Origin of the sequence: Streptomyces sp. RK62, assembly GCF_018070255.1 — a bacterium.
GTDB classification, from domain to species: Bacteria; Actinomycetota; Actinomycetes; order Streptomycetales; family Streptomycetaceae; genus Streptomyces; species Streptomyces nigra.
On sequence record NZ_JAGPYD010000006.1, the window covers coordinates 173,014 to 190,064 of the forward strand.

General features: G+C 70.3%; 15 protein-coding genes and 1 riboswitch. Of the genes, 7 read left to right on the forward strand and 8 right to left on the reverse strand.

Annotated elements, in window-relative coordinates; genetic code table 11:
* Positions 1-136 precede the first annotated feature (136 nt).
* From KBY32_RS13455 to KBY32_RS13465, 3 genes are all read right to left on the reverse strand, one after another.
* Positions 137-3,127, reverse strand: coding sequence for a hypothetical protein (locus KBY32_RS13455; protein WP_210980158.1), 2,991 nt, complete (start codon positions 3,125-3,127; stop codon positions 137-139).
* Entirely contained in the window at positions 3,127-4,956 is a 1,830-nt protein-coding gene (locus KBY32_RS13460) for an HSP90 family protein (protein WP_210980159.1), read from the reverse strand. The genes KBY32_RS13455 and KBY32_RS13460 overlap by 1 nt, the downstream gene beginning before the upstream one ends.
* Before the next feature lie 63 nt (positions 4,957-5,019).
* A complete protein-coding gene (locus tag KBY32_RS13465) occupies positions 5,020-6,000 on the reverse strand; it encodes a hypothetical protein (protein ID WP_210980160.1) in 981 nt (326 codons plus the stop codon).
* A 472-nt stretch (positions 6,001-6,472) separates the two neighbouring features.
* Between KBY32_RS13465 and KBY32_RS13470 the strand changes: the two genes are divergently transcribed.
* Positions 6,473-6,847, forward strand: a complete 375-nt coding sequence (locus KBY32_RS13470; protein ID WP_210980161.1) for a helix-turn-helix transcriptional regulator — start codon at positions 6,473-6,475, stop codon at positions 6,845-6,847.
* A 1-nt stretch (position 6,848) separates the two neighbouring features.
* Complete coding sequence (locus tag KBY32_RS13475) at positions 6,849-7,385, forward strand: GNAT family N-acetyltransferase (protein ID WP_210980162.1); 537 nt, start codon at positions 6,849-6,851, stop codon at positions 7,383-7,385.
* A 92-nt stretch (positions 7,386-7,477) separates the two neighbouring features.
* Here KBY32_RS13475 and arsB read toward each other — a convergent pair whose 3' ends face one another.
* Together arsB and KBY32_RS13485 are read right to left on the reverse strand one after the other, a co-directional pair.
* Entirely contained in the window at positions 7,478-8,596 is a 1,119-nt protein-coding gene (gene arsB, locus KBY32_RS13480; RefSeq protein WP_210980163.1) for an ACR3 family arsenite efflux transporter, read from the reverse strand.
* Positions 8,593-8,901 (reverse strand): helix-turn-helix transcriptional regulator, encoded by a 309-nt coding sequence (locus KBY32_RS13485; RefSeq protein WP_055620093.1) that lies wholly within the window; start codon positions 8,899-8,901, stop codon positions 8,593-8,595. Before KBY32_RS13485 ends, arsB begins: the two co-directional genes overlap by 4 nt.
* 91 nt (positions 8,902-8,992) lie before the next feature.
* Between KBY32_RS13485 and KBY32_RS13490 the strand changes: the two genes are divergently transcribed.
* Entirely contained in the window at positions 8,993-9,427 is a 435-nt protein-coding gene (locus tag KBY32_RS13490; protein WP_055620092.1) for an arsenate reductase ArsC, read from the forward strand.
* Between the two features lie 30 nt (positions 9,428-9,457).
* Positions 9,458-10,042 carry a hypothetical protein gene (locus KBY32_RS13495; RefSeq protein ID WP_247689421.1) on the forward strand — a complete coding sequence of 195 codons (585 nt, stop codon included), beginning with the start codon at positions 9,458-9,460 and terminating at the stop codon, positions 10,040-10,042.
* A gap of 81 nt (positions 10,043-10,123) precedes the next feature.
* Here KBY32_RS13495 and KBY32_RS13500 read toward each other — a convergent pair whose 3' ends face one another.
* On the reverse strand, positions 10,124-11,224 hold the full coding sequence (locus KBY32_RS13500) for an FAD-binding oxidoreductase (protein WP_210980164.1): 1,101 nt from the start codon (positions 11,222-11,224) through the stop codon (positions 10,124-10,126).
* 331 nt (positions 11,225-11,555) lie between these two features.
* On the reverse strand, positions 11,556-12,533 hold the full coding sequence (locus KBY32_RS13505; RefSeq protein ID WP_210980165.1) for a GlxA family transcriptional regulator: 978 nt from the start codon (positions 12,531-12,533) through the stop codon (positions 11,556-11,558).
* Between the two features lie 137 nt (positions 12,534-12,670).
* Between KBY32_RS13505 and KBY32_RS13510 the strand changes: the two genes are divergently transcribed.
* The gene (locus tag KBY32_RS13510) at positions 12,671-13,309 is read left to right on the forward strand and encodes an HD domain-containing protein (protein WP_210980166.1); all 639 of its coding nucleotides are present in this window, start codon (positions 12,671-12,673) and stop codon (positions 13,307-13,309) included.
* A 174-nt stretch (positions 13,310-13,483) separates the two neighbouring features.
* On the forward strand, positions 13,484-14,365 hold the full coding sequence (locus KBY32_RS13515; protein WP_210980167.1) for a DUF1963 domain-containing protein: 882 nt from the start codon (positions 13,484-13,486) through the stop codon (positions 14,363-14,365).
* A gap of 70 nt (positions 14,366-14,435) precedes the next feature.
* On the opposite strand, the gene KBY32_RS13520 is transcribed toward KBY32_RS13515, so the two are convergent.
* Positions 14,436-14,960 carry an AAA family ATPase gene (locus KBY32_RS13520; protein WP_210980168.1) on the reverse strand — a complete coding sequence of 175 codons (525 nt, stop codon included), beginning with the start codon at positions 14,958-14,960 and terminating at the stop codon, positions 14,436-14,438.
* A 376-nt stretch (positions 14,961-15,336) separates the two neighbouring features.
* Between KBY32_RS13520 and KBY32_RS13525 the strand changes: the two genes are divergently transcribed.
* Positions 15,337-16,695 carry a PP2C family protein-serine/threonine phosphatase gene (locus KBY32_RS13525; protein WP_247689422.1) on the forward strand — a complete coding sequence of 453 codons (1,359 nt, stop codon included), beginning with the start codon at positions 15,337-15,339 and terminating at the stop codon, positions 16,693-16,695.
* Positions 16,696-16,910: 215 nt separating this feature from the next.
* Positions 16,911-17,032: riboswitch (cobalamin riboswitch) on the forward strand.
* Positions 17,033-17,051: the final 19 nt, after the last annotated feature.

Consider the following 17,051-nt stretch of genomic DNA (forward strand, 5'->3'; position numbering starts at 1 on the left):
GGGCAGCGAGTAACGCCGCTGGCGCGGGGGGCGGTCGTCGGACAAGTACCCGTCCCTGTTCATGGTGAGACGGGACGGCACCCGGACCCCCTCGGTGCCGGGGAGGGGAAGAACCCCTCCCCGGCGCCGGCACGAGTCACTCCCCGTCGCGCAACCGCTCCGCCAGCCCCGTCAGGGGCTCGGCCTCCTCGCTGTGGCCGAGGGACGTCAGCCGGTCGGCCGCCGCCTCGATCCGGGCGAGGGCCGGGGCGGTGCGCTCCAGGTAGACGCCCTCCACGACACCGGCCAGGCGGACGCACTCCGCCCACTCAGCGGCCAGGTGGGGGTCCTCACCCGGCTCTCCGAGCAGCCCGAGGGCCTTGTCCAGCGCGGCCAGCGCCTCGTCGTAGGCACCGGCGTATGCGTTGATCCGCCCGTGCTCGTAGGCCAGGGCCGTGTCCAGGGAGCGGCCGTGCGCCTTGAAGCCGACAGTGCGGGCCGCGTCGGCGACCCGGCCGGCGTCGTCGAGGAAGGCGCGGGCGTCGGTCAGGCCTTCGGGGCCGTGCTGCTGGGCCCGCAGCCGGGCCAGCTCCCGCAAGGCGTTGCTGACCTGCTCGTACCGCGGGTCGCGGGCGTGGGCGGCGAGCGCCTGGTCGACGACCTCGCGGGCCTTGGTGAACTCACCCGCCTCACCGAGCAGTATGGCCGTCTCCGCCGCGATCATGGCGTGACTCCCCGGGTCGTCGTCCCAGCCTGCCGACTCGGCTGAGAGGGCGACGAACTCCGCGGTGGCGGCCTTGAGGTCGTCACCGGTGCGCAGGGCGCGGGCGCGGGTCAGGCGCAACTGGGCGACGAGCCGGTCGTCCAGCTCGCCGTCGACGACGTCCGGTTCCAGGAGCAGGGAGTCGAGCAGCGCGATGCAGTCGTCGATCCGGCCCAGGTCGAGGCTGAGCTGGGCGGCGTTGCTGTAGGTGCAGAACGCGTCGAACCGGGCGCCTGCCCGTAGTTCCAGCTCCGCCGACCGGGTCAGATGGCGCAACGCCTCGTCGGTGCGGCCCAGACCCATGCAGGCTTGCGCGAGTTCGCCGTGCAGGGTCGGGGTGTCGACCGACTCGGCGGGCCACTCGACGGCGAGCCGTACCCCCTCGCTGAGGCTCGCGTAGGCGGCCTCGGCGTCCCCGAGGCCGAGCTGGATCTTGCCGCGCAGGGACAGCGCGCGAGGCAGGTGCCAGGCGGGACCGTCCGTGCGCAGCACCTCGACCAGTCCGTCCGCCTCGGCGAGCGCGGTCGGCAGGTCGCCGGCCATGGCGTGCGTTGTGGCCCGCAGCAGCCGGGCGGCGGCGATCTGCCCGGTGAGGCCGTGCCGTGTGGCGAAGTCGAACAGCAGTTCCACCTCCGCGAGGACCGGGGCCACGTGCTCGCTGTCCCCGGACGCCTGGAGCCGCAGGCCGTGTGCGCTCACCCGCAGGCGCAGCAGCCGGGCCTGCAGGTACGGGGCGATCCCGGGCGCCTGCTCGTGCAGCCGCACCAGCTCCTCGTGCGCCTCCGAGAACACCGCGACCTGAGCGGCGGTCCGCGCCTGCGGATCCGCACCCTCAGCGCCGGCCCCCTCGGGAACGGCACGCTCCGCGTCCTCGGCCTCGGCCCACGGAGGCACAGCCTGCGCCCCCGCCAGGACCGCGCTCGCTCGGGCGATCACCGCGTGGCCCGCGAGCTCGGCGTCCTCGTACAGACCCGCGGCCTCCTCGTACAGCGCGGCCGAGTCGGCGTGGGCGTCCTTGCGCTCCGCCAGCGTCGCCTCCTCCTCCAGCAAGTCCGCACGCAGCCGCGCCGGCGGGCCCGCCTCCGGGTCGTCCGGGTGGACGTAGTCCGGGTCGGTGGTGAGGGTACGCAGACGGGCCCAGCAGGCGTGCGCGTCCGGATGGCCCTGCTCGTCCAGCTCCCGCGCCCGCTTGATCAGTTCGGCGGGCGACTCGGGGAGCGCCTCGGCCGGCTCGGGTGCGGCTGGGGCGGTCGCCGGAGCCACGTCGGCCAGGGTCCGCGGCCGCAGGGTCAGCTCCAGCGACTCCAGCAGCGGCGTCCGGTCGAGACGGGTCCTGCGGCGGTCGGTGTGGGCCGTCGTGCCGTTGCGGGCGTCGAAGCGGGCGGCCAGGTCGTCGGCGCGCCGCCGCACCTCGGCGCGCAGCGACGCCACCGTCCAGCTCCGGCCGGGGAACCCGGCGGTGGGCAGCTCCCCGTGGCCCAGCGCCTCGACCCGGGCGAGGAGCACCTCCACGCCGGTGAGCAGGTCGAGCAGGGACAGCGGCGAGTCCACCTCGTCGAACAGGGTGCGGTTCTCCGCCAGCAGTTCCAGACCGCGCGCCTCGTTGCCCGTCAGCGCACAGAACTCCAGGTGACGGCCGATCTCCCCGGCCATCGAGGGGTTGCGGCGGCAGCCCCGGTAGCCGGCCAGGTGCAGGCGGCGCACCTCGTCGGTGCGCCCGGCGCGCACCAGCGGCAGCAGCGCGTACGACACTGAGCGGGCCGGCTCCTCCTGGCAGGACTCCTTGCCGGCCAGCACCGGCTCCCAGGCGCGCAGCGCCCGCTCGTCGTCGCCCGCCGCCAGGTGGTACAGGGCGCGTTCGCAGGTCTCGCACGCCTCGCAGTCGCTGAGGCGGCTGCGGGTCCGGCCCGCCCACAGCTCGTAGGCGAGGGCGGTGTCCTCGCCTACGTGGGCGGCGAGCTGGTAGGCCTGTCCGTAGTAGGGCTGGAGTTCGAGCCCGGCTTTCTCGTAGCGGTCGCGCATCTCCGTCTGCCACTGGCGCAGGCTGGCCAGCGGCACCTCGGGCAGGGAGCGCAGCGCGTTGGCGACCCACTTGAACCGCCAGAACAGCTGGTGGCGCAGACGGTCGTCGAACACGCTGGGCTGCTCGTCGAAGAGGTTCAGCAGCCGGGCGAAGACGACCGGCGACTTCCGCGGCTCAGAGCCATATGTGTACGCCTCCTGGAGCTCCAGCAGGGCGTGGATCAGCGGCACCGGCTCGCCGAACAGCTCGGCCGCCTCGGCGAGTTCCTCGGCGGTGACGGTACGGGTGCGGCCGTAGGGGCGCCGGTCGTTCTCCCGCAGCGCCTCGTACAGCTCGTCGGTGGTCTGGGGTGCGGTCTGCATCAGCTGTCCTTGCGCAGGGCGTGGGCGAGAAGGTCGAGGAAGGAGCGGTTGATGAGGCTGGACTCGGCGGGCCGCAGCGGGCGCCGGGACAGCAGCGCGGCCTGCCCGTACAGGGCCTCCGCGCTGGTGCGGGCCAGTTCGGGCTCATCGATCGTGACGGCGGTGCGCACCAGCGGGTTGAGCTGGTTGAGGATCAGCTGGGCGCGCGGGGCCTCTTGTTGCAGGGCGCCGAGGATGTCGCCCCACAGGCCGCCGTCCTGCTCACGGGCGAGCCGGGAGCGGGTGCGCTCGTGCCGGGCCTCGCGGCTGTCGACGAGAAGGGCGGGCGCGGACGCCGGCTGGAAGGCGCGCAGCGCGACATCGCAGTCGAACACCACGAGGGCGTCCCGGGCGAGAGCCAGGTAGGCCGCGGCGGCCAGCTCCGTCTCCCGGTCGACCGGGTCGAGGTGCGCGGTCAGGGTCGCCGGATCGAGGTCTGCGACGCTCACCTCGGGCCTGATCTCCGGCAGCCGGTGCGCCAGTTCGCGGTCGTAGGTGTAGCCGCCGTTGACCACGCCGAGCCCGGCGGCCGACGCGATGGCCGCGACCTGCCGGAACTCCTCCACGCTGGACGTCACCAGCACGGTGCGGTGGGTGCGGGAGAACTCGTCCAGGGTGCAGTGGCCGTCGGTCGTCTCGAACGGCAGCCACGGCAGCAGCATCCGCAGGATCTCGTCGTCGTGCACGGCGAGCGACTTCACCGACAGGTGATGCGCCTGGAGGAAGCGGTGCAGCAGGTCCGGGTCGCTCGCGGCGACGCGGGCGATCCACGCGCGCAGCCTCTCGGCGAGCGCGTCACGGACGGCGGCGAGGGTGTCGTCCTCGTACAGGGCTTCGCGGGACGCCGTCGGGCGCAGGCTCTCCGCGTCGACGACGCAGCGGACGAAGAACGCCCAGTCCGGCAGGATCTCCTCCGCCTGCTCCGACAGCAGCATGCCCTTGACGTGCACCCGGTGGCCGTGACGGCGCCCGGCCGGCACCGCCTCCGGCAGCACGCACGCGAGGCCTCTCAAGCCCACGGCCGGCAGGTCCAGTTCGATGGTGTCCAACGGGGCGAAGCCGAACACCTCCTCGCCGTACGCGGCCAGCGCGCGGGCGCGGGCGCCCGGCGTCGGGTACGTCCGCGCCCAGGGCGCCGTCTCAGGGTTGACCGGCAAGGCGGGGCCAGTGCCGTCGTCGAAGGTCACCGGGTGGCGCAGCAGCGAGCCGAAGTGCCCGGCCAGGGACCGTACCTGCGCCGGCCGGGTCCATTCGCCGGCGTCGGCGCGCGGGGTCAGCGTGACGGTGGTGCCGGGCCGGGACCGGGCAGAGGCGGGCAGGGTGCGTACGGTGTAGCTGCCGTCGCCGCGTCCCCGCCACTCCACGGCGGGCGCGTCGGGCGTGCGGGCGGACCGGCTGACCACGTGGATCTCGTCCGCGACCAGGAAGCAGGACAGCAGGCCGATGCCGAACTGGCCGATGAAGTCGCCGCGTTGTTCGGCGATGCCGTCGGCGCGTTTGCTGCTTCGGCCGATCGTGGCCAGGAAGGTGTGTACGTCGGCCTCGGTGAGGCCGACGCCGTCGTCCTCGACGCGGATCACGGCGGTGTCGGCGTACAGCCGGATACCGAAGGCGCCGGGCGGGGCGGCGGGTTCGAGGGCGTGCCGGGCGGTGAGCGCGTCCACCGCGTTCTGCATCAGTTCACGCAAATAGACGCGGGGGCTGGAGTAGAGGTGGTGGGAAAGCAGGTCGACGAGGCCACGCAGGTCGACCTGGAAGGTGCGGTCGGCGGTGTTCTCGGGCAGGGTCATCGGCGGTCCGGGGTGTGAAGGCGTGCGACGGGCGACTGGCAGCGGACGGGGGCGAACCGGGGCTCAGAAGGCCTTGCGGAGACGCGCGTACGCTTTCTGCGGTTCGGACATGTACGCCCACGGCCACTCGGTGTACGCGCCCTCGAGCTCGCGGAAGACGTTGGAGGCCGTGCTGCTTCCGGCCAGGGACAGGGCCATGGCGAAGATGTTGTAGTCGCCCTGCCAGCCCAGCCGGCGCTCGTAGGCGTGGTGCAGGACGCTGCGCTCCGCCGCCTGCCTCAGCTCGGTCCGGATCCTGGGCTGCTGCAGGCAGGAGCTGTCGTCGGACTCCACCCACTCCTCGACGTACGCCATGGCGACGACGCAGCCGAGCCGGTGCCCGTCGGGTGCCTTGGCGAACGCGGCGCGGGCGAACTCGAGGGCCTCGCCCGGCTCGCCGCCCCACCGGGGCTGGAGCTGGGACAGCCATTCGAGGTGGACCTCCAGGTCGAGCGGGTCACGGCGCAGGGCGGCGTCGCGCCGGGTCTCCGCGACCGCGGCGCCGAGCGACATGCCGCGCGCGGAGGTGAGCAAGTGACGCCACGGCGTGATCCAGTCGGGACGCAGTTCGGCGGCCTCGAACAGGTGCTGCTCGGCGACGTTGAGCCGCTCGTGGAAGACCTGCCACTGCTCCCGGGTGACGTCCACGGCACGTGCGCTGGTGCGGGCTTCCCAGCCCCAGTTGACGTGACGCGCCCCGGATATCAGCAGGGCCAGGGCCCGGTGCTCCTTGTCCTCCTCGACGGCGCGGACGATCCAGTCCTGCACCCCGTCCAGGACGGCCAGCCTGCCGAGGACCTGGTGGTCATGACCCAGGTCGAAGGCAGTCAGTGCGGCCTTGACCGCGTCCCAGTCACCGGTGCCCGCCGCCTCCTCGACCGCCAGTACCCGTGTGTCCCCGAGGGCGCGCAGGGCGTACGTCCCGTTCTTCCTGCGCGGTGTCGGCAGAGCGTACGGATCCGCCCCCGGTCCGTCCCCGCCCCTGCCGAACAACTTGCCGAACATGTCGCGCCCTCCCCTGGTCCGCGTGATCGTTCGCGCATCATAGGGCGCCCCACCGACATCGCTTCCACAGGGTTTTCACATCGGCGCCACGCGAACGCCCCAGGTAGCGCGGGGTGTGCCGATACATCGGCCGCAGGGGTGCGGAATCTACTGCGCGGGAGCACGGGCGAGCGGATCCTGGCTTCAGGCTCGTCGGGCCGGCGCACCGGCGCGCGTGTGCATCATGCTCGGGCTCGGGGACGAGCCGGCAAGGGTGGCTGCACGAGGGAGGGCAGGCAGCGCGGGGGAGGTGCAGGCCTGCCCTCCCCCGCTCGAGACCCGCTCACGCCGCGGCCGTCCCAGTCCCCGTGTCCGAAGACGCAGGCAGCGTCGTGGACCTCCTCAAACCGCTGGCGCACAGCCGCACCGAGTTCGTCCCGGGCGCCGTAATCGACCCTCCCCACCCTGGTTAGACATGTGTCAACATAGACGCATGTCGAATGCAAGTCTGCTGCCGCTGCTCGAGCCCGCCGACGGTCAGGGTGGGGCGCCGTGCTGCCCGCCGCTGACCGAGCGTCCGATGACCGCCGAGGAGGCCGAGACGGCCGCGCGGATGTTCAAGGCGCTCGGCGACCCGGTCAGGCTTCGGCTGTTCTCGGCCGTGGCCTCCCACGAGGGCGGGGAGGCGTGCGTGTGCGACATCTCCGACGTGGGCGTCTCCCAGCCCACGGTGTCCCACCACCTGAAGAAGCTCAAAGACGCCGGTCTGCTCACTTCCGAGCGGCGCGGCACCTGGGTCTACTACCGGGTCGAGTCGTCCGTGCTGGCGGCGATGGGCAAGCTGCTGACCCTGCCGGGCGCGGCCTGAGATGAACGAGGTCCAACGGGAGGACGTCGTGGGGAGCGGATTCACCAACGCGGAGATCGTGCCACTGGCGCCGCAGCACGCGGTGCAGGTCCTGGATGTCTACCAGGCGGGGATCGACGAGGGGAACGCCACCCTCGAGACCGTCGCGCCGACCTGGGAGGCGTTCGACGCGGCGAAGCTGCCCGAGCACCGCTTCGCCGCCCTTGATGCGGACGGGGCCGTGCTGGGCTGGGTGGCCGCGAGCCGGGTCTCCGACCGGTGTGCGTACACGGGCGTGGTCGAGCACTCGGTCTACGTCCACCCCGCCGCCCGAGGCCGGGGCGTCGCCTCCGCCCTGCTGAAGGCTCTGGTGGATTCCACCGAACGGGCCGGGATCTGGACGATCCAGTCGGGGATCTTCCCCGAGAACACCGCCAGTCTCGCTGTTCACCAGCGGGCCGGCTTCCGTGTCATCGGCACGCGGGAACGGATCGGACGCCATTACGGCGTCTGGCGCGACGTCGTCCTCGTCGAGCGACGCAGCCCCGCCATCGTCTGACCCGTCAAGACGGCTGCCGCGCCGGCGCAGGGCGTGGTCGGCGCCGAGCTCCGCTGGTCCGTCGCCCACCACCATCCCGTCCGCGTGCTGCGTCACGGGGCCGTCGTCACCGCGTCGGCGGTGAATCTCCTGCGCCAGGCGAGCGCCACGTAGACCAGCCCGATCAGCACGGGCACTTCGATGAGCGGGCCGACGACACCGGACAGGGCCTGGCCCGAGGTGACGCCGAAGGTGGCGATGGCGACCGCGATGGCCAGCTCGAAGTTGTTCCCCGCCGCCGTGAAGGCGAGGGTCGCGGTGCGGTCGTAGGCCAGGCCCACGGCCTTGCCGAGGAGGAAGGTGCCGAAGAACATCACCGCGAAGTAGACCAGCAGCGGCAGGGCGATCCGGGCGACGTCCAGCGGCCGCGAGGTGATCGTCTGCCCCTGGAGGGCGAAGAGGATGACGATCGTGAACAGCAGCCCGTACAGCGCCCACGGGCCTACCGTCGGCAGGAACCGCGCCTCGTAACCGGTGCGGCCCAGCTTCTGCTCGCCGATGCGGCGGGTCAGGAAGCCGGCCAGCAGCGGGACGCCGAGGAAGACGACGACGTTCAACGCGATATACCACACCGACACGTCGAGGCCCTGGCCATCACCGAGGTTCATCCAGCGCGGCAGCAGGTCGAGGTAGAACCAGCCCAGCAGCCCGAACGCGACCACCTGGAACACCGAGTTCAGTGCGACCAGGACGGCCGCCGCCTCGCGGTCCCCGCAGGCGAGGTCGTTCCAGATGACGACCATGGCGATGCAGCGGGCCAGGCCCACGATGATCAGGCCGGTCCGGTATTCGGGCAGGTCCGGAAGGAAGATCCACGCCAGGGCGAACATCACCGCAGGGCCGACGGCCCAGTTGATGACCAGTGACGAGACCATCAGCTGCTTGTCGCCGGTCACACGGTCGAGCCGGTCGTAGCGGACCTTGGCCAGGACCGGATACATCATCACGAGCAGGCCGAGCGCGATCGGCAGGGAGATCCCGCCGATCTCCACCTTCGCGAGCGCGTCGTCCATCCCCGGGACCAAGCGACCCAGACTCAGACCGACGGCCATGGCGAGCAGGATCCACACCGCGAGGTAGCGGTCGAGAGTGGAGAGCTTCTTGACGATAGAGTCGTCCCCGGCCGCGTCGGCGCTCTGGGCGCGAGCGGGGGTGGGCTCGGCGGAGGTCACGGGCAGGCCCTCTTGTTCTCGGCAGCGGTGCGGGCCGAGGCGGCCAGTTCGGCGAACTGCTCGGACAGGCCGGCCAGGACCTCGGGCTTGAGCTTGTAGTAGGTGAAGCGGCCGCACGGCTCGGTCTCCACCAGCCCCGCCTCGCGCAGCACCCTCATATGGTTGGACAGGTTGGTCTGCCTGGCTCCCGTCTCCTCGACGAGGTGCGTCGTGCAGAGCGTCTCGCGCGCCAGCAGGGTCACGATCTCCAGGCGCAGCGGATCGCCCAGCGCCCGGATCACATCAGGATCGACTGAAGTCAGCATGCACTGATACTGTCACATCACCCTTCGCTGATATCAGCGGATGGCGATGTCATGGGTGGCGGTGTGCCACCGTGAGACGAGAGAGTCCGTCATGCCCGAGAGCCCCGGCAGGAAGCCGTCCGTCCTGTTCGTCTGCGTCCATAACGCGGGCCGCTCCCAAATGGCCGCCGCGTGGCTGACCCACCTGGCCGGAGACCGCGTCGAGGTCCGCTCCGCCGGCTCCGACCCCGGCGACCAGATCAACCCGGCCGCTGTCGAGGCCATGGCCGAGGTCGGCATCGACATCTCCCAGGAGACACCGAAGATCCTCACCGTCGACGCGGTCCGCGAATCGGACGTCTGCATCACCATGGGCTGCGGCGACACCTGCCCCGTCTTCCCCGGCAAGCGCTACCTCGACTGGCGGCTCGACGACCCGGCCGGCCAGGGCGTCGGGGCCGTGCGTCCTATCCGCGACGAGATCAAGACCCTGGTCGAGGGCCTGATCGCTGAGATCGCCCCGTCCAAGCCGGAGACGACGGCCTGACTCGTCGTGACCCTGCCACATGATCACGGTATGACGAGTCCTGCCGCCTTCCGGGACCGGACCAACTGGTCGGAGGGCTACTACGAGCTGGCCATCGAGGTCGGGTCGAACGACGATGCCCGGATCCAAGCCGTCCTGAGTGCTCTGTGGTCTGCCGCCGACGTTCACGGGTGCTTCGGGCGGAGAGACCGTGAACCCGAGGAGCAGGATCCCGTGCCGTGCACGGTCGACTCACTGGCCGAGTTCGGTCACCTCAGTGGCCGGGTCCGCCTGCCGCCGGGCCACCTGACCGTATGCGGCTGTGTGGCGATCCGCGGCGGTGACGAAAGCAGTGACTGGCTGGACTTCTACGTCCCCCTCGGCGCCCTGGACAAGGCAGGCGTCGCCTACTGGGACGGCCGGCCGTTCTTCCGGTCCGACGTGATGGACGAATGGCTGGCCGCCATCGGCACCGAAACCTTCACGAGCACCTCCTTCAGCCTGGGGGTCATCGGTTTCGAGGTCTCGGGTTGCACCGACGCGTCGGCGCTGGCGGGGAGGATGCCGAAGACGCGGGACATCGGGTACCTGCTTCCGCGAGGCGACGTCCTGCACTATGGCGCCGCCAACACCTGAGCCTTAGCGCCCCGCGGGCAAGCGCCCGCGGCCCTCGTAGGCACCAGGCGGTCGGAGCGGGATCGCCGACCGTCGGGGCGGTCAGCGGGGCCGGCCGAGTGTCGCCGCCGGTCGCAGGCTCTCCTCGAGTCCTTCGCCCATGGCCGCGCCGGCCAATGCCCGTCCCAGCCGAGGCGCCTGTTTGAACAGGTTGTGCCCAGCGGTGAAAAAGATCCTGTCGGCTTCCCAGACCGCCATGCCGTCTTCGCTCCACGGCAGACTCGTCACCCAGCAGTGCAGGTACTCGACAGGCTCGGGATCGAGGCCGGGCAGTGCGCGGGAGACATAGGCGCGGGCGCGGTCGTTGAGCGCCACCAGTGCGTTGGGGTCCGCGAAGCTGCCGTCCTCCCGTACTTCCACCGATTCGCTGAGGCCCACCGCGTAGCGGCTGTTGCTGGGGTAGGGGGCCGCGTAGACGCCGACCTCACCGAAGTCGCCGCTGCTGTCCTGCAGGCAGGCGACCCGTTCCGGAGGCGCTCCCCTGACCTGGAAGGTGAGGCGGACATGGGCTGCCGGCCGTACGGGCAGCGAAAGCCCCACGTTGCGTGCCAGCCGCGCGGTGCTCAGGCCCGCGCACACCACGGCCGTCGCGTACTCTTCGCGGCCGGCCGCGCTGAGCACTTCCACCGTGCCGCGGCCCGTCGGATGCAGCGAGATGACCTCGTCGGTGACCACCGCGTCGCCCAGCGCTTCGGCCAGGCTCTCGACCGCGGCACGGGTGCGGATGGCGCCCCCGTCCTCATCGAGCATCGCGGGGCCGCTGTAGTCGGCGAGCAGCGGCATGCGAGTGCGCATCTCGGCGCCGTCCACGGCCCGGACTGCTATGCCACCCGCCTCCTGCAGAATGCGCAGTCTCCCAGGTACGGGACCGCCCAGGGCGACCACTCCGTCCTGGGAGACCAGTTCGGTGCCCAACCGGTCGGCCCACTCGTCCCAGATGGCACGGCCCTGCCGGGTGAATTCGACGAGGCGGGCGTCGTCGTGCGCGTGGCGGAAGATGCGGGACTGGCCACTGGACTGTCCATGGCCTGGAACGCCGCTCTCGTACACCCGCGCCGTCGTTCCACGTTCGGCCAGTGCGTAGGCGGTGCAGAGGCCGACGATACCGGCTCCTACCACGGCAACCTCGGGAACCCGAGCCATTCCATCGCCTCACTTCGCGTAGAGATGCCGTCCGTGCCCCTGCGGGGCGGGGGTTGCATTCACCCCTCGCCGCCGCAACCTGGTGGGTTACCGGACCCGGTGGGCGAATCTGTCAGGTGGGCTCTTCGTGACGCGACGGCGGAACCGTGCCTCCTCCAGCCTCACACCGGTCCGAAGTATGTTCAAGCGGCCACCTCGGACGGCCCTGGCCGACAGGCGGAGACCAGCAGGATCAGGAGTCGGGCCACAGCTTGGGAGGAGGCCTCCGAGCAGTACATCGGCCGTCCGACGATTCCGCGACTGTCCAGAGGCGCCGACGGCAGCAGGAACGCTACTGCTCCTGCGCGCCGGCTCGGCGTGCTGTGCTGAAGCGTCGCTGATAGGCGGCGGGACTGAGGGACAATTTCCTCACGAAAACTCTCCGCATGCTCTCGTAATTCGGGAATCCGGCAAGAGATGCCGTCTGTGTCGCGGTATGCCCTTGGTCGAGCAGGGCTTTGGCCATGTCGAACCGGATCATCTCCACGTACCGGGCCGGCGTGGTGGACAGCTCGTCGTTGAAGAGCCGCGTGAGATGCCGGGAGCTCACACTGAGGTGCTTGGCGAGTTCGCCGAGCGAGTGGTTGCCTCCGGGATTCGCCGTGATCAAGTCGGTGATTCTGCGGAGGGCAGGAGACCGGGGCAGCGGTCCCTGCAGGGGGGCGGAGAACTGTGATTGGCCGCCCGAGCGCTGCATGTAGACCACCAGGGCGCGGGCGACGTCGCGGGTCACCTCAGGGCCGCAATCCTCTTCGACGAGTGCCATTGCCAGGTCGATGCCGGCGCTCACGCCCGCCGAGGTGTAGGTGGTGCCGTCGCGGACGTAGATCGCGTCGGGTTCGACGCGGCTGGCCCGGCAGCGGGCGGCGAGCTCGTGCGCGACCTTCCAGTGTGTGGTCGCGCGCTTGCCGTCCAGGAGGCCCGCGGCACCGAGGATGAACGCTCCGGTGCAGATGGACGCGACCCGGCCGGCCCGATCGGCCAGCGTGCGCGTTGCCTCGATCAGATCACGGGGCACGGGTGTGCGCGGGTAGAGGTCCGCGCCGGCCACCAGGAGTGTGTCAGGAGCAGACTCCGCGACGGCGGCGTCGACCGCGATCCGGATCCCGATGGACGAGGTGACATCCGCACCGGTCGGTGACACCAGCACGATCGTGTACTCGGCACCGAGCCGGTTCGCCTCCCCGAACACCTCCGCCGGGCCGGCGACGTCCAGGAGCTTGACCCCGTCGTAGACCAGGATCGCGACCCGATGCGTGGCGGAGCCCACCTCCTCGCTGCCCGCCTGTCCGGATTCGGGTGACTCATGGCCGGACCGAGGGAGCGCCGGAGGCCGGGTGGTCGGCAGGGTGGAAGACGGACGCACCGTCCATTCGTAACACACCCGTCTCAGAAGGAGCAGAGGTCATGAGCGAGGTCATCGCGGGGGTGGAGATTCCCGGAACGACGGCGGTCGCCGAGGCCACCCGCCTCATACAGCAGGCCACCGGCCCCCTCGTCTACCACCACTCCCGGCGCGTTTTCGTCTTCGGCGCGATGCACGCTCACAGACTCGGCCTGGAGCCCGACCCGGAGCTTCTCTACCTGGCCGCCATGTTTCACGACACGGGTCTCCTGACGCCGTTCTCCGACGTCGAGCAGCGCTTCGAGGTCGATGGAGCCGACCATGCACGTAAGTTCATGCTCGACAGCGGGTTTCCCGCCGAGGCCGCCGACGTGGTGTGGACGGCGATCGCGCTGCACACGACCCCGGGAATTCCCGGGCGGATGGGCCCGGAGATCGCCATCACGCATCTGGGGGTTCTGACCGACGTGATCGGCCTGGGCTTGGGCGAGCTGGATCGCGGCCAGGTGGACGAGATCATCACCGTTCACCCGAGAGGTGACTTCAAGAACGAGTTCCTGCAGGCCTACGTCGACGGACTCAAGCACCGCCCGGAGACCACGAACGGAACCGTGAATGCGGATGTTCTGGAGCATTTCATTCCCGGCTTCCAGCGCACGAGCACGGTCGAGCGCATCATGGGCGCTCCGTGGCCGAGCTGATCAAGGCGCCGTGGAACGTGATGACACGTGTGAGTGATGCCTGTCCGTCACGATGCCGGTGATCTTCACGGTGTATGTCGTCGGTCTGCTCGGCGCCTTGCTGACGGTCGGATCATCGAGCGGTCGGCTGGGTGCCGTCCGGTGCTGGTCGCCGGCCTTTGACATCATGTCGGCATGGATCATCAGGGCAAATTCCGGTGCGCGGCAGGCCAGTTGGGTATCCCGGACGACGAGATCAGCAGGTTCGGCCGGCACTTGCGGTTGTCGATCCGGTTGAGCGGGGGTTCCGGAGGTCCTCCGGTCGGGCAGTTCGGCGGGGTGCCCCGCCTGCCGGTGGGCGTGCCCTGGCCGTCCGCGGGGCACAGTCCGCTGCCGTTCGTCTTCTCCGTCGACTGCGGGGCGCTTCCGAGAGTCGACGGCTTCGGCCTGCCGTCCGACGGAACACTGCTCTTCTTCCTGGACCATGAGGAGGACCATCTGGACGACGGTGGCGGGGAGCGGAGCTACGCCCGCGTCCTGTATGTCCAAGCCGGCACCGACACCGTGGCCGCGGAACCCCCTGGACCCGAATGCGTCGGCGAGGAGTATGCCGTCAGCGCCACGCTTCTCGCTGAGCTTCCGCCTTGGTTCGAAGCGGACGAGGACGCGGATGACGGTGAGGACGATCGGTCGCCCTTTCAGGAGCAGTTGGCCCGCGACCTGGAGCGTGACATCCCGCACCTGGACCAACTCCGCGCTCTGGCCCACGACCTGTGGCCGGCTGACGAAGGACTCGCCAGCGCATGTATCGGCGGGTATGTCGACGACGAAGTGATCACGAGTATTGCCGAACAGACGCTGGCGGGGCTCGAGCAGGCCGGCGACATCGTCATCCCGGTGGCGAAATGGTATTCCCATGTGGAGAAGGAGAAGCACCGACTGACAAGCGAATGGATGACACTGGCCCGTTTTCCCGCCGCGCACGAGTTCTACTACGGAAGTTTCGTGATCCGACATGACGACCTGGCGGCCGCCCGGGTGGACAGGGCGCTTTCCGTGACCGAGTTCACCGAGTAGGGCACCGGACCTCCGTCCAGCCGGCGAACCCCTCGCACCAGTCGCCGCGGGGTATCCGCACACACCGACCTCAGCGCTCCTGTACCGCGGCGATCACCCTGTCCACCACTTCGGCCAAAGGCCTGGAGGCGTCAATGATCGTAGCGCCGTGAGGCTCGTAGATCGTTCGCGTCAGAGGATTCCACCTCAGAGCCGCCGCCAGCTCTTCGGGATGCCGTCCGAAAGGGTTCGTGGTGCGGGTCGCGAGCCGGTGGCGGAGGGTTTCGTCGTCGATCGCCAGGCACACGACGACGTCGAAAAGATCGAGGATGTCCGCCTCGTTCTCCGCCGACCCGCACAAGAAGGCCACGCGGGAACGGGAGTCCGTCGCGAGGGCTTCCACCCGCTCGCGGACGATCTCCCACCCGTATCGATCGAGCCAGCCTGCGGGAACCGGGTAAGGCGGGTTCGTCACCACCTCGCCGTCAGCCCGGTCGAACCAGCGGCAGAAGCCGTCCTCATCAGCGTCGAGCGCGACGAAGCCACGCTCGCGCAGCACCCCGCAGACCGTGGACTTGCCCGTCCCTGAATTGCCGGTCACCCACACCAATGTCACTCCGCCAGCGTAGACATGAGCACACGCGACTGCGCGGTGCTATTCGCTACGCAGAGCCGTGGCCGTGGGTGCCCCGGCCGCCGCGACCGGCCGGACTCGGCGCGAGCGGCTCATCGGGTGCCACGTACCGGCGCAACGCGCGGCGCCGAGCTGGGCACGAAGACGTTGCCACGGCTTCCGCCCGAAGTGACACGGCTTCCGTCTATGCCATCCCTGCCTGGTCCACGCACACGTAGCCGGGCACATGGCCTGTTTGCGGATGAACGAAACGGGGCAAAGCTTGCGCCGTTGGCCGCCTCCCGTTCGTAGGCGGCTAGGTATATAGGTGGACCCGACTCCCACTGACCGCACATCACACGATCCAGAGGCACGCGCGTTGAGTGACCAGGACCAGCCCGGGCGGACCGAGCAGCCGAAGGTTCCTGACCTGCGGCTGCAGCTGGACACCGAGCTGGACGAGATCGGTGCGCAGTTACAAGCCCTGGCCGACGCCAAGGACCGGCTGCAGGGTCTGCTGGGCGCGGTGCTGGCCATCAGCGGGGAACTGGATCTCTCGGCCGTGCTGCGGCGCATCGTCACCACCGCGATGGAACTGGTCGGCGCACGCTACGGCGCCCTGGGGGTGCTGCACGAGTCCGGCGAGTATCTCAAGGCCTTCATCACGGCGGGGCTGACTGAGACGGAACGCGCCGATCTGGGCGGGGTGGCGTTCCCCCACGGTCGGGGCGTGCTCGGGCATCTCATCCACAATCCCGAACCACTCCGCGTCGACGACATCCCTTCGCATCCCGCCTCCGCCGGCTTCCCGCCCGGTCATCCGCCCATGCGCACCCTGCTGGGAGTGGCGATCAGCGTCCGCGGCGAGATCTACGGCGATCTCTACCTGTCCGAACGTCTCGACGGCCGTCCTTTCGGCCCCGATGACGAGGACGTGGTGGTCGCCCTCGCCAGCGCCGCCGGTATCGCGATCGAGAACGCCCGCCTTTTCGGACAGGTCCGTGACAGCGCGGAGACCTTCCAGCGTCTGCTGCTGCCCACGTTGCCCGATCTGAGCCCCTTCACCGCCGCCACCGTCTACCGGCCGGCCGATGAACCCAACCGGCTCGGCGGGGACTGGTACGACGCCATCGTGCTGCCTGACGAGGCGGTCGGCATCATGATCGGTGACGTAGGCGGCCACGACCTGTACGCGGCGGCCGCCATGGCGCAGACCCACAGCATGCTCCGGGCGCTGCTGTACGACCGCCGTACTCCGCCCAGCGAGATCCTCGCCCAACTGGACCGCACTCTGCATGCCACTGCGGAGGTCCCGGTCACCACAGCCTGCCTGGCCCGCATCGAACCCGATCCGTCCGGGTGGGTACTGCGATGGAGCACGGCCGGGCACTTTCCTCCCCTGCTGATCAGCCCTGACCTGGAAACGGAGTACCTGCACGCCGAGCCCGGCCTGCCGCTCGGGGTGAGCACCGGTGAACACCGCCCCGACCACACTCGCTCCCTGCCCGCGGGCTCGATCCTCCTCTTCTTCACCGACGGCCTCATCGAACATCCAGCCCACTCCATCGATGTGGGCCTGACCGCGCTCGCCGACCTCGCCGCCACCCATGCCACCCGGCCGCTGCACGAACTCGTGCAGGTCCTGGCCGATCACCACCCGAGCGACGGCCAGGACGACATGGCCATCCTCGCCCTGCGCATTCCTGCCGGCACCCGCTCCCCACAGCTCCCGGCATAAGGCCACAAGGATACGAGGCCAGACCGCCTGACAGGCAGTCACCCGAGCGCGGTCACGAGTGATCAGCACGGCGCTCGCTCCTTGGGCGGACCCAGCAGGCAAGTGGGCCGTCCACGGAGCGTCGAGGAGGCGTGGTGCGTGCGGCCGGAACCCCTCGGCCTTTTGCCGATGACACGGGGAATCGTAGGATCACCTGGTCATCGCCGCGACGGGAGACAGGAAGCCGGTGCGAATCCGGCACGGTCCCGCCACTGTGACCGGGGAGCGCCCCTCCGACACGCCACTGCGCGCCGCGCGGGAAGGCGGAGGAAGCGTCGATCCGGGAGTCAGGACACTGGTCCGTCGCGGGCCCGATC

Bases quoted from the DNA above. Each gene is read 5' to 3' on its own strand.
- KBY32_RS13455 (WP_210980158.1), bottom strand. From the start codon at position 3,127: ATGCAGACCGCACCCCAGACCACCGACGAGCTGTACGAGGCGCTGCGG.
- KBY32_RS13460 (WP_210980159.1), bottom strand. From the start codon at position 4,956: ATGACCCTGCCCGAGAACACCGCCGACCGCACCTTCCAGGTCGACCTG.
- KBY32_RS13465 (WP_210980160.1), bottom strand. From the start codon at position 6,000: ATGTTCGGCAAGTTGTTCGGCAGGGGCGGGGACGGACCGGGGGCGGAT.
- KBY32_RS13470 (WP_210980161.1), top strand. From the start codon at position 6,473: ATGTCGAATGCAAGTCTGCTGCCGCTGCTCGAGCCCGCCGACGGTCAG.
- KBY32_RS13475 (WP_210980162.1), top strand. From the start codon at position 6,849: ATGAACGAGGTCCAACGGGAGGACGTCGTGGGGAGCGGATTCACCAAC.
- KBY32_RS13485 (WP_055620093.1), bottom strand. From the start codon at position 8,901: ATGCTGACTTCAGTCGATCCTGATGTGATCCGGGCGCTGGGCGATCCG.
- KBY32_RS13490 (WP_055620092.1), top strand. From the start codon at position 8,993: ATGCCCGAGAGCCCCGGCAGGAAGCCGTCCGTCCTGTTCGTCTGCGTC.
- KBY32_RS13495 (WP_247689421.1), top strand. From the start codon at position 9,458: ATGACGAGTCCTGCCGCCTTCCGGGACCGGACCAACTGGTCGGAGGGC.
- KBY32_RS13500 (WP_210980164.1), bottom strand. From the start codon at position 11,224: ATGGCTCGGGTTCCCGAGGTTGCCGTGGTAGGAGCCGGTATCGTCGGC.
- KBY32_RS13510 (WP_210980166.1), top strand. From the start codon at position 12,671: ATGAGCGAGGTCATCGCGGGGGTGGAGATTCCCGGAACGACGGCGGTC.
- KBY32_RS13515 (WP_210980167.1), top strand. From the start codon at position 13,484: ATGGATCATCAGGGCAAATTCCGGTGCGCGGCAGGCCAGTTGGGTATC.